This is a genomic window from Ruegeria sp. SAZD011 (assembly GCF_059612545.1).
This window is the reverse complement of record NZ_JBXWQU010000031.1, coordinates 216,474-228,385: the sequence shown is the minus strand read 5'-3', so window position 1 is coordinate 228,385 and position 11,912 is coordinate 216,474. Positions and strand designations below refer to the sequence as shown.

The window sequence follows — 11,912 nt, the reverse complement described above, 5'->3', positions numbered from 1 at the left end:
AGGCAGGCCGCCGCGCCCAAGCGGCGGCCTGCCCCCAACGAACAGAGCCAGGACATGATGCGTCTGATCGACCGTATTTGCGACCTGCTGGCCATATTGGCCGGTATCTACCTTGTGGGGATCATGTTCGGGATCGTGATCAGCGCGATGGCGCGTACACTGAACCTGTCCGGGTCCTGGTCCAGCCATATCTTCACGTTCACCGAATTCGGCCTGCTCTATATCGTGATGGCCGCCTCGCCCTGGTTGGTCCGCCACCGGGGGCACGTCTTTATCGAACTTCTGAGCGCGGCGCTGCCACGCCGGATGCAGCGATCCTATAGCCGGGTGATCTCGGCGCTATGTGTCGTGATCTGCCTGACGCTGGTCTGGTACACTTGGGGCGCAACGGCCCGAGCCTGGCGTTTTGGCGATGCCGAGATGCGCAGCCTCGATATGCCGAAATACCTGCTTCTGGGCGCGATGCCGATCGGGTTCGGCCTGATGGCGGCACAGTTTCTCCGCTTCGTCTTTGGCCCCGTGACCATGCATACCGGCGAAGCGGGCGTGCACGAATGACAATCAAGAGCAAAAGAGGCGCAGGCAATGGAATGGTATGAGGCGCTCGTCTTTCTGCTGGGCATGATCCTGTTTTTCATGGCGCTCGGCATTCCCGTGGCGCTGGCCTTTCTCGCGGCCAACATGATCGGTGCGGCCTATTTCATGGGCGGGCGCGGCGATATCGCCAGCCAGATGGCGCGCGGCATCGGGCAATTGGCCAACAACGCGATCCCCACCGTCACCTCTTTCAACCTGATGCCGGTGCCGATGTTCCTGCTGATGGGCGAGATTTTCTTCTTCACCGGCCTCGCCAATCGCATGTTCGGCGCGGTCGACCGACTGATGGGCAAGCTGCCCGCGCGCCTGTCCTTTGTCACCGTGGCGGGCGGCACCGCCTTTGCCACGCTTTCGGGGTCATCCATGGGCTCCACCGCGCTGTTGGGCTCCTTGATGGTGCCCGAGATGCAGAAACGCGGCTACAAGAAGCACATGGCCATTGGCCCGATCCTGGGCACTGGGGGCCTCGCGATGCTGATCCCGCCCTCGGCGCTGGCGGTGCTGCTGGCGACGCTGGCAGAACTGGATATCGGCGACCTGCTGATCGCAGGCATCATGCCCGGCCTGATGCTGGCAATCTTCTACGCGGTCATGATCCTCGGCATGGCGCTATACGACCCCAACGCTGCCCCCGCCTACGAGGTCGAAAGCTCCAGCTGGACCGAGAAGATGCGCCTGCTCTTCGTCGACATCCTGCCGATGGTGTCCATCGTGATCGGCGTGATCCTGGTGATCATGTTCGGCATCGCCACACCGTCGGAAAGCGCGGCCTTCGGCTGCCTCGGCGTCGTCGTGCTGGCAGCCCTCTATCGCTCGCTGACATGGGAGGGGATCGTCAAATCCGTGGCCGGCGCTCTCAAGGTGACCACCATGGCGCTGCTGATCATCTTCGGCTCGGCCACCTTCTCGGCGCTCCTGGCCTTCTCCGGGGCCTCCTCGGGGCTGATCCGCTGGGCCACCGGGTTCGACCTGGAACCCACCACGATGCTCCTGATCATGTTCGCCATCCTGCTGGTTCTGGGCATGTTCATGGACCAGCTCAGCATGATGCTGCTGACCGTGCCGATCTTCTTTCCGCTGGCGCAGACACTGGGGTTCGACCTGATCTGGTTCGGGGTGATCGTGCTGCTCGCGCTCGAGATCAGCTTCACCACACCGCCCTTCGGCCTGCTGCTCTTCGTGATGAAGGGCGTTTCGGCCCCGGGCACCAGCATGCGCGACATCTACGTGTCGGCGATCCCTTTCATCGGTTGCTCGATGCTCTTGGTGGCATTGCTGATCATATTCCCCGGTATCGCGCTCTGGCTTCCGGGGTTGGGGCAGTAGCGGTTACAGGCAACCGGCCAAAGCGCGCGTAAGTCAATCGACTGGAGCCCACTTATCGCGGGGGGGCTCCAGTGCACCGCTTGAGAGCCCGGCATGCGCAGCGAGATAAAGGAGCGGCCTCATTGCTGACCAAAAGGACATTCGCTGGCCGCCTCTCCTGACAATGCCTAGCGGGACGAAGCCTCTGTTAAGCGTTTGTATATGACCGAAGCGTCAGATCAAATGACGACAACCTCAAGGTTCGCGTTGATCCCCCCAGTTCAACCAGGCAGCGTCCTCGGGCGACAGGAGCGAAGCGCAACGTTCATGATAGCGTGCGAGTTCATTGTCACTTAGGCGGCCTTCCCACTTGTTGGATGTGCCGGACGCAAAGAACTTCGCTTGGTCGACGAAGGGCGACTCTTTGTGAAAGCGTCTTTCGCTGGATTCGGCGACCTTGCGCATGTTGGCAAACGTATTTGCCTCTGTCAGCGCAGCCAGAGTTTCCGGTGTCAAATCGATTTCCAGAATTCGGGCAAGCCGCGCAATCTGTCCGTGCAGATCTTTGCTCAGATCGGCGTAATGGAAGAAATGCACGTTTCCCTTCCCCTCACGCGCTCTGGCCTGCTGGTAGTGATGTATGATGGAGCGCACTGTAAGATCATCCGTGCCCGTATCGGTCAGTGGTCCCTCAACAAACCTGCTGAAACCTGCCGGGATATCGTCGGGGAACATCTCTAATAGAGGACCCGCGTCTTTCATGTTCTCAACATGGCTCCGAAAGGAGAAATGGGCATCGACCGGATGACGATACACAACGAGATAGGTCGGCTCTGAACCATATGAGATGCCGTCCATGGGCGTATGGCTTTTGAGGCAGCGCCGACGCGTCAGGCTGGTTTGTTTTGCGGCGATTGCTTTTCGGTCGCGAAATCCGCAATCGAGCCAAGGCGCTTCTTCTCTGTTGCCGGCATCCGGAACGACCCTGCCATGTATCAGCATCATGACGATATTCAACGTCCATGTCGTGCCGCATTTAGGGGGCGTACAAACAATCACATCGTTGGGCCGCAGCTGAAATTCATCCCATATGTCGGTATTCGTGACCGGGCCGAGATAATCGCGGAGACGTTCTGTTTGGACTGTCTGCATTTGGCTTCCCCCAAGTCCGTAACCCCACGTTAGTCGACCAGCATCAAACCGCAAAGCAGTTTGAGCGTCAGGGATATGAGGTGAACAACCTCGACTATGGGCCCAAATCCGCCCGCTGCCTCTTAGGGATCAATGCCCGCAAAGGGCCGCAAAACGTGTCGCAATATGAAGTGGGCGTACCGTTGCCTCCGCCAGCCCCCCCGTAGCCTCACAGCCCCTTGGGATGGGTCAGGAACTCTTCGATGATATGATCCGGCGCCTTGGTGTAATCGCCTACCCGGCTCACCCCTTGCCCGGTCAGCCGTTTCAGACCCACCGCCATCTCGGCCATCTTGACCGCGATCGGAATGCCGTTGACCACCGGCGCGCCGTCGATCTGATGATCATGGAACTGCGAGAACAGCAGCATCGGGATGCCGCCGCCAGGGATCAGAACATCGGTGCCCGCCGCCACCAGCGGGCGACCCTGTTCCTCGAACAGGCGCTTGACCTCGGCGGCCTTGTCCGCATCGCCATAGGCGCCCAGGATCTGCCCCGGCTCGAAGGTCATCGCATGCACGCCCGAGACCCGCTCGCGCAGCCCGTATTTACCGATCTGGTGATGGAACCACGGGATGAAGCGCGGATTGATGGTGACGATCCCAAGCCGCTGGCCCATCTGGCAGCACCACAGCATGGTCGCCTCGCCGAGGCCAATCACCGGGATATCCACAACCGAGCGTGCCTCGTAGAGGCCCGCATCCTGGAAATGGCCGACAATGAAGGCGTCATAGCCCTCGCGCTCGGCCCGGATCGCGTTACAGATCATCTCGCGTGCGCAGCGGAATTCCACCAGCGGATGGGCATAGCTGTCAAACGGCGTGATCCCGCGGATATCGACCTGTGTGTCCTGCGCCGACACCGCGTCCAGATGCGGCCCCAGCATGTCCCAGTACTCTGCCCCGTTCTCGTAATCCACATAGCTCTGATACCAGAGTTTCATCGCCTTCCTCCCTGACCCGCGCCGGTGCAAGCCGTGCGCATGCTCCTGCTTCTTTCTGGTTCAAAATACTCCAGAGCGCGAGGCAGAGCCTCGCAAGACATCACCCCGCAAAGGAGCGGACCGTCTGAAGTGCACCGTCCAGCGCCCGGCCTTCCTCATCCTGCAACGCCGCCTCACGAAGCCGCCGCATCCAGTCGGCGGCATCGTCGCGTCCCGCGACCAGTTCGACCCCTGCCATCACACGATCGAACTTGGACAGGCCCCGCGCATGGGTGTCGGAATAGCCCTTGATCAGCCTGCGACAGCGCAAGAGTTCCACCGCCAGATCGTAGTCGGCCTGCCGCGCCTCGGTCACCCGGGCCAGCCAGGTATTCAGATGCGCCTGTTCCTGCGCGTGCCGCAGGGTGCGACGACGATAGCCGCGCAACCCGGCCAAGAGATAAAGTTGCAGGAACCCGGTCACCCGGTCGCTACGGATGCGGCGGCCATGGCCGAACCAGCGATCCAGCCGCGCCATCCAGCGCGGCGAGGCGGTCACCCGCGCGCCCAGTCCCGCCGGCAGGAGCGAGGCGATTTCCTCGGCACGGGGGTGCAGAAACTCGGTCACCTGCATCTCCTGTTCCGGTGCGCGTCCCATTTCGTTGTCGATACGCGCGCGCCGGGCGGCCCGCGTCTTGCGCCCGGCCACCCCGATCACATCGTCATAGGCCATGGCATTGGCAATGTACTTGGCCGCCTCGTGGGTCAGCGCATGATCGCGGGTCGGGTCATCCATCGCCGCGACCCGGTGCAGGTGGTCCAGATAGGCCACGCCATAGGCGCAATCCTGAAACGCCACCACCTTTTGCAACCCCGCGCGGGCCATGTCGCGGGCGGGTTCCGGCAACGCCGACACCCGGTCCATGAGCGCGGCCCAGTCGGCCAAGGCCGAAGCCGGACCGGTTATCTCGGGCGCGCGTTTTGGTGCTTCTGCCTGCGGAGGCTGCGTCGCCCCCCGGACCGCTTCGAACCCGGCGGCAAAGGCGGCAAGGCTGGCCTCGACCCCCTTGCCCGAATGGCGGATTGCCGCCTCGAACGCCTCGCGCGGGAAGGGCAGCGCACCCGATCCCGCCAGCGCGCCAAACAGGCTGGCCGAGATGACCGACCCCTTGGCGACCGCCAGCCGCTCCATATCGGCACTCAGAAACCGCTGCGCGGCGATACCGGCTGCGGCCATCACCTCTTCGGCGCGCGCGATGCCGTTTCCCGGCACCATCTTTTCCGACACCGCCAGCGCCCGGTGTTCCGAGGCGATCAGCACGGTACGATCCGGGGTGACAAAGCCGCGCTGGATCGCCCGTCCCGCCTCCATCATCTCGGCGGCGATCAGGATGTCGACATCTCCGGCAGCGGGGGCCAGGGAAAAGACCGGCGCCGCCACACCCTCGGGGGCGATTTCGATGTAATAGATGGTGGCGCCGGTGCGCTGGGCCACGCCCGCGACCGAGGTCGCCTGTACCGCCCGGCCAGCGGCGCGGGCCACCGCCTCGATCCAGCCGGTCAGCACGCCGCCGCCCTGCCCGCCCACGGCCATGACCACCAGTTTGGTGATCGCGCGGGCGCTGTCGGCGCCCTGCGGGGTCATCACGCTATCCATCCGGGTCATGACACCTCTCCGAAATCAAGCACCCGCCGGGCACGGCGCGCTTGCAGCCATGTGATGATGCGACTGCGCCAGCCTGCCAAAAGCCGCTCCCACCGCCCCGGATTGTGCACCAGGTCCGCGCGATAGAACGAGGGGCACAGAACCGCGGCATCCGCCACCTCACCACAATTGCCGCAACCGACGCAGGTCTGGTCGATGCTGGCCACCGGATCGTCGCGCAGCGGGTCGTCCAGCAGCTTGAGCGACAGCGAGGGACAGCCCGAGAGGCGAATACAGGCGTGATCGCCGGTGCAGATGTCGGCATCCACGCCAAAGCGCGGCGCCTCGACCCGGCGCCCCTCGCGGATCGCCTGTGCCCGCAACGGTTTCTCGCGCCGCTGCCGGTTCAGCATGCATTCCGACGAGGCCACGATCAGTTTCGGCCCGTCATAATCGGTGGTCAGCGCCTCGCGGATGGTGTCGCGCATATGGCCCACGTCATAGGTGCGGTCGATCTGGCGCACCCATTTCACCCCTACCCCTTCCAGCGCCTTGGAAATCGGGTTTCCGGTGGCCTTGCTGGCGTTCTTGGCGCGCGAGGACAGCACATCCTGCCCGCCGGTGGCCGCCGAATAGTAGTTGTCCACCACGATGGCCACGCTGTCCGAGCGGTTGAACACCATGTTGCCTATCGAGGAGCTGAGCCCGTTATGCCAGAACCCGCCATCGCCGATGAACGAGACCGCGCGCCGCGCGCCGCCACCGTCAAACGCCGCGTTCGAGGCCGGGCCAAGCCCGTAACCCATGGTCGAACCGCCGATCTCGAAGGGCGGCAGGGCGGCAAAGAGGTGACAGCCGATATCGCCGGTGATCTGGTGCTTGCCCAGTTCCTGTTCGACCAGCTTCATCGCGGCAAAGATGGGCCGTTCCGGGCAGCCGGTGCAGAAGCCCGGCGGCCGGATCGGTACGGTCTGCGACAGGTCGGGCATCTCGGGCGGCGGCGCATTGGGGGCAATCACCTGCCCCGGCAACAGTTGCGGCGCGGTGTCCTTCAAGAACCCAGCGATCCCGTCGAGCATGATCTGGCCAGTATATTCGCCCGCCATGGGGAAGAGGCCCTTGCCAAGCAGGCGCACCTGCGACCCGGCCCGGTGCAGCATCGCGGCCAGCCCCTGTTCGATGAACTCGGGCTGCCCCTCTTCAACAACCAGCAGCGCCTCCTTACCCTCGGCAAACGCCAGAAACTCATCCTTCACCAGCGGATAGGTCACGTTCAACACATAAAGCGGGATGGCCGAGCGGCCCTCGATATCGGCCAGACCCAGCCGCTGGAGCGCGCGAATGACGCCGTTATACATGCCGCCCTGCACCACAAACCCCACGGGCGCGGTCTCGGGGCCGAACATCTCGTTCAGCCCCTGTTCGGTGATGAACCGCTCGGCCGCGGGCCAGCGGTTTTCCACCTTGTCGCGCTCATGCTGATAGGACATCGGCGGCAGCACGACGCGAGCGAAATCGCGGCGTGGCTCCGACAGCGCGTCGCGCACGCTGAGCGGCGGGCGCAGATTGTCGGCGCATGCGAACTGCCCCGTGACGTGGCAGGAGCGGATCCGCACCATCAGCATGACCGGCGTGTTCGACGCCTCGGACAGCTCAAACCCCTGTTTTACCGCCTGCACGATGGACGGCAGGTTCGGGCGCGGGTCGAGCAGCCAGAATTGCGATTTCATCGCAAAACCATGGCTGCGTTCCTGCATGATCGAGGAGCCCTCGCCATAATCCTCGCCCACGATCACCAGCGCCCCACCGGTGACGCCGGACGAGGCCAGATTGGCCAACGCGTCCGAGGCCACATTGACCCCCACCGCGCCCTTGAAGGTGACCGCGCCCCGGATCGGGTAATGGACCGAAGCCGCCAGCATGGCCGCAGCCGCGGCCTCGGACGCGTTCGCCTCGTAGCGCACACCCAGTTCGCCCAGCAGGTCCTGCGCATCGGCCAAGACGTCCATCAGGTGGCTGATCGGCGCGCCCTGATAGCCCCCCACATAGCCGACGCCGGATTCCAGCAGCGCCTTGGTGATCGCCAGAATGCCCTCGCCGGTGAAGGTCTCGCCGGCACCGAGTTTGAGGTCCTGAACCTCTCGTTTGAAGGATCGTTCCGCCATCGTACGTCAGATCTCGTGGATGCGGATATTGGTGAGCATCTTGTTCAATGTCGCCAGCAAGGCATGGCGCTCCGCCGAGGAGATGCCCTTGAACATCCGGTCATGGCTGGCCCGCATATGCGGCCAGAGACGGTCATAGACAGCCCGCCCTTCAGGTGTCAGGTAGACGCGGCTGGACCTCTGATCGTCGCTATCCACCTCGCGACGCACCAGCCCATCGGCCTGCAAACCATCCAGCGCCCGTGACAAGGTTGATTGCTCGACCACAGCGTAGATGCCAAGCGTTCCGATGGGCAAACCATCCTTGGCCGACAGGATCGCCAGCGCCCGCATCTTGGCGGTGCTCAGCCCCAGCGCCGTCATCTCCTTACGAAGGTTGGCGTTATACCGCCCCATGATCCGGTTCATGAGGTATGGCGCATAGCCTTCAAGGCCGATTTCGGCCAAGTCCCTGAGATATTCGTTCTGATCGGTCGATTCGGCCATTCGGGTCTTTCGGTCGTTTCTACCGCCCAGAATTTCCGAAATTATATGCAAATGCAAGTAACTTGATCCCCATGGCGACGCAAGCCACCGGTTTTCCAGCTTCGGGCTTGTCAAATCCGCCCGACCCGGCAATCACGGGCGGGAACAACAGGACCAAAGAGAGGGCGAACCCGAGACATGGACAAGATCTTCATCACAGAGCGCGAACTACGTTTCGGCGACTGCGACATTTCAGGGACCGCCTATTTCCCCTCCTACCTCGACATTCTCAACAGCGTGAACGAGGAGTTCTGGGCCGTCATGGGCTTTCCGTGGCACCACATCATCTGGAACGAGCGGTGGGGCACGCCGACGGTTCACCTGAGCTGCGATTTCTCGAAACCTTCGTTCTTTGGCGAGACGCTGCGGTTCGAACTTGGGGTGGTCAAGGTGGGTCGTTCGTCTGTCACCGTCCGCCACCGGATCAGTTGCGGTGAGGAAATCCGCTGGTCCTCGACCCAGGTTCTGGCCGCCAGCGATCTGGACAAACACACCTCGATCCCATGGCCGGATGCGATGCGCGAGGCGCTGGAGGCGCGCATCGCTACTGCCGATGAACTCGGGTTCTGATCCTACATCTGCCCGGGCAGGTAGAGCGCCAGCGCCGGCACCGCCAGCAACAGCGCCAGGCGGATGATGTCGACCATCCAGAACGGGGTCACCCCGCGAAAGATGGTGCCGGTGGTCACGTCGCCGACCACGCCCTTGAGCACGAAGACATTCAGCCCCACGGGCGGGGTGATCAGGCTGATCTCGGTCACAACCACCACGACGATGCCGAACCAGATCGGGTCATAGCCCAGCCCGGTCACCAGCGGAAAGAAGATCGGCACGGTGAGCAGCAGCATCGACAGCGATTCAAACACGCAACCGAGCGCAATATAGATCGCCAGGATCACCGCCATCACCTGCCACGGGCGCAGCTCGTAAGTGGTGATGAGATCGCTCAGCGCTGTTGGAAGCCCGGCGATATTGACGAAGTTGGAGAATATCCAGGCGCCGATCAGCACCGCGAACAGGCTGGCCGCCGTGATCGAGGTTTCCAGCAGCACCTCAAGCGTATCCTTGAGCGTGAGCCGGCGCCGCGCCAGCGCGATCAGGAAGGCACCCATCGCCCCCATCCCTGCCGCCTCGGTCGGGGAAAAGTTGATGTTGAGCGGCGGCACGTCGAACAGGCCGTAAAGCCCGCCGATCACCAGGAAGAACAACAGCATGACCGCCCAGACCTCGCGCAGGGCGGCCAACCGCCCGCGCAGCGGCACCCGCTCGCCCGCGGGGCCCGCCGCCGGATTGCGCCAGACCGTCCAGCGCACCGCGCAGAGGTACAGCAGGATGCCCAGCATCCCCGGCACGATACCGGCGACAAACAGCTTGCCGATCGAGGTCTCGGTCAACAGCCCATAGATCACCAGAATGACCGAGGGCGGGATCAGGATGCCCAGCGTCCCCCCCGCCGCGATCGAGGCGGTGGACAGCGAGTCGGAATAGCCGAACCGCCGCATCTCGGGCATGGCCACCTTGGCCATGGTGGCGGCCGTGGCCAGCGACGAGCCGGAAATGGCGGCGAATCCGCCACAGGCCACGATGGTCGCCATCGCCAGACCGCCGCGCAGATGGCCCAGAAAGGCGTTCGAGGCGGCGTAAAGCTCGCGGCTGATGCCGCCCTTGTTCACGAACAGGCCCATCAGGATGAACAGCGGCACCACCGACAGGCCATAGTCCTGACTGGTGTCGATGATCAGCCGCGCCACCATCGAGATCGAGGCGCGAAAGCTGGTCTCGGTCATGAAGCCGACCATGCCGACAAAGCCCATGGCAAAGGCGATGGGAACACGCAGCAGGATCAGCCCCAGAACCGCGGCAAAACCAATCAGGGAGGCCGTCATGAGGCGCCTCCCGCCAGGCGTGGCGCGACCAGCAGCAGCACACCCCGCACCACCAGCACCACCGCCGTGATCAGGGTCAGCAAGGCAATGAACCAGCCCACATAATGCAGCGGCAAGCGCAGATATTCCATCACATCCCCATAGGATCGCGACCGTTCGGCCAGGTCATAGACCCGGCTGGCGGGCCAGAATAGGATGATGCCGCAGAACAGGCAGACCGCCGCGTCGCGCCAGCGCGACAGGCGCAGGCGGTGGAACGGGCCGTCCAGCAGATCGACACTGACATGGGCGTTCCGGCCCGACAGCACCGGCATCACCGAAAACACCATGACCGCCATCAACAACCGCGTCAGATCGGCGGCCACCTCGATGGGCGCGTTGAAGATCGAGCGCAGCAGCACATCGGCAAAGGTCATCACCATAAGCACGAACAGCGCCGCCGAGGCCAGCAGCCCCGGCAGCCAGACCGAAAGAGAAAGAACGCGTTTCATCATGATGTCATATTATCAGACCCGGCGCCGCACCCGCGCGGCGCCGGTCCTGCCGCTCAGTTGGCGGCCATTTCGGCCTTGACCATGTCATAGGCGGCCTGGGCATCGACGCCCGCGGCCTCAAGCTCGGCCAGCACCTTGGCGGTCACCTCGGCGGCGATGGCGGCGAATGCCGCCTGATCCTCGGCCGAGGCCTCGACGATCTTGGCGCCCTCGGTACCGCGCGTCGCCTCATAGGCGATCATGTCGGACTTGTCCCATGCGGCGCCCGCCATGCGGCTGGCCGGTTCGCCGAACACCTTTTCATCCAGCGCCGCCTGCACGTCGGCGGGCAGGCTGTCAAAGGTCTCCTGGCTCATGATGATGGCGAATGAGCCGCGATAAAGCCCGCCGGGCATGTCATAGAGGTTCTTGGCCACTTCGTTGAGCTTGAAGCCCACCCGTTCGCCCACGTTCATTGCCACCGCGTCGGCGGCACCCGATTCCAGCGTCTCATAGACCTTGGGCGCGGGCACGTTGATGCCAACAAGGCCCAGCGCGGCGCCCACATCCCCGGCGACACCGCCGCCGATCCGGGTTTTCAACCCGTTCAGGTCGGCCAGCGTGGCCACGTCCTTGCTGGTGTGGATCTGGCCCGGCCCATGGGTGTTGAGCGCCACCAGCTTGACGCCGCGATGCTCGCCCAGCTTGCCCAGATGCTGGGTATGCACGCGCCAATAGGCGACCGAGGCGGCCTCGGCATTGCCCTCGTATCCCGGCAGTTCGATCAGCTTGGTGCCGATGAACCGGCCCGGCTGGTAGCCATGAAAGATGATCGCCATGTCGGCGGCGCCGTCCTGGATCAGGTCCATCTGTGCCGGCGGCGGCGCCAGGCCAAAGACCAGCTCGCCGCTGACCTGCCCGTCGGTCGCGTCTTCCATCATCCCGATCAGCCCGGCGAAAATCTCGGTATTGATCCCGTGAGTGGGCGGCAGCCAGGTGGAAATGCGCAAGGTGGTATCGGCGGCCCAGGCGGCGGCGCCGGTGCTGGCGGCCAGGATCGCGGCGGCGGCCAGCCGTGCAAAATGCTTCATGTCTTCCTCCCTCGTGAATCGGTGCGCCAGAGCATCCGGGCACCCGTTCACCGGCCAGCATCACACCCAGCTTTGCCTCTTGTCAAGAAATATGAAATTGCATGTATCCCGG

At 63.7% G+C, this 11,912-nt stretch carries 11 protein-coding genes; 3 read left to right on the top strand and 8 right to left on the bottom strand.

What is annotated here, in order from left to right; translation table 11 throughout:
• Nucleotides 1-54: 54 nt before the first annotated feature.
• Entirely contained in the window at nucleotides 55-558 is a 504-nt protein-coding gene (locus AC2FLM_RS17135) for a TRAP transporter small permease (protein WP_234218840.1), read from the top strand.
• A gap of 27 nt (nucleotides 559-585) precedes the next feature.
• Nucleotides 586-1,923, top strand: a complete 1,338-nt coding sequence (locus AC2FLM_RS17130; protein ID WP_234218842.1) for a TRAP transporter large permease — start codon at nucleotides 586-588, stop codon at nucleotides 1,921-1,923.
• A 234-nt stretch (nucleotides 1,924-2,157) separates the two neighbouring features.
• On the opposite strand, the gene AC2FLM_RS17125 is transcribed toward AC2FLM_RS17130, so the two are convergent.
• The 5 genes from AC2FLM_RS17125 to AC2FLM_RS17105 form a co-directional block, all read right to left on the bottom strand.
• A complete protein-coding gene (locus AC2FLM_RS17125; protein WP_496859264.1) occupies nucleotides 2,158-3,054 on the bottom strand; it encodes a sulfotransferase domain-containing protein in 897 nt (298 codons plus the stop codon).
• 208 nt (nucleotides 3,055-3,262) lie between these two features.
• Nucleotides 3,263-4,036 carry an aspartate/glutamate racemase family protein gene (locus AC2FLM_RS17120; protein ID WP_234218845.1) on the bottom strand — a complete coding sequence of 258 codons (774 nt, stop codon included), beginning with the start codon at nucleotides 4,034-4,036 and terminating at the stop codon, nucleotides 3,263-3,265.
• Between the two features lie 100 nt (nucleotides 4,037-4,136).
• Nucleotides 4,137-5,681 (bottom strand): indolepyruvate oxidoreductase subunit beta family protein, encoded by a 1,545-nt coding sequence (locus AC2FLM_RS17115; RefSeq protein ID WP_496859263.1) that lies wholly within the window; start codon nucleotides 5,679-5,681, stop codon nucleotides 4,137-4,139.
• The gene (locus AC2FLM_RS17110; RefSeq protein WP_496859262.1) at nucleotides 5,678-7,825 is read right to left on the bottom strand and encodes a thiamine pyrophosphate-dependent enzyme; all 2,148 of its coding nucleotides are present in this window, start codon (nucleotides 7,823-7,825) and stop codon (nucleotides 5,678-5,680) included. Before AC2FLM_RS17110 ends, AC2FLM_RS17115 begins: the two co-directional genes overlap by 4 nt.
• Nucleotides 7,826-7,831: 6 nt before the next feature.
• On the bottom strand, nucleotides 7,832-8,311 hold the full coding sequence (locus AC2FLM_RS17105) for a MarR family winged helix-turn-helix transcriptional regulator (protein WP_234218850.1): 480 nt from the start codon (nucleotides 8,309-8,311) through the stop codon (nucleotides 7,832-7,834).
• A gap of 177 nt (nucleotides 8,312-8,488) precedes the next feature.
• Here AC2FLM_RS17105 and AC2FLM_RS17100 point away from each other — a divergent pair, with 177 nt between their 5' ends.
• On the top strand, nucleotides 8,489-8,920 hold the full coding sequence (locus AC2FLM_RS17100; RefSeq protein ID WP_496859261.1) for an acyl-CoA thioesterase: 432 nt from the start codon (nucleotides 8,489-8,491) through the stop codon (nucleotides 8,918-8,920).
• 2 nt (nucleotides 8,921-8,922) lie between these two features.
• Here AC2FLM_RS17100 and AC2FLM_RS17095 read toward each other — a convergent pair whose 3' ends face one another.
• The 3 genes from AC2FLM_RS17095 to AC2FLM_RS17085 are packed head-to-tail and all read right to left on the bottom strand — an operon-like array spanning nucleotide 8,923 to nucleotide 11,800.
• Nucleotides 8,923-10,236, bottom strand: a complete 1,314-nt coding sequence (locus AC2FLM_RS17095) for a TRAP transporter large permease (protein ID WP_234144936.1) — start codon at nucleotides 10,234-10,236, stop codon at nucleotides 8,923-8,925.
• Entirely contained in the window at nucleotides 10,233-10,727 is a 495-nt protein-coding gene (locus AC2FLM_RS17090; RefSeq protein WP_496859260.1) for a TRAP transporter small permease, read from the bottom strand. The genes AC2FLM_RS17095 and AC2FLM_RS17090 overlap by 4 nt, the downstream gene beginning before the upstream one ends.
• A gap of 56 nt (nucleotides 10,728-10,783) precedes the next feature.
• A complete protein-coding gene (locus tag AC2FLM_RS17085; RefSeq protein ID WP_496859259.1) occupies nucleotides 10,784-11,800 on the bottom strand; it encodes a TRAP transporter substrate-binding protein in 1,017 nt (338 codons plus the stop codon).
• Between the last annotated feature and the right edge of the window lie 112 nt (nucleotides 11,801-11,912).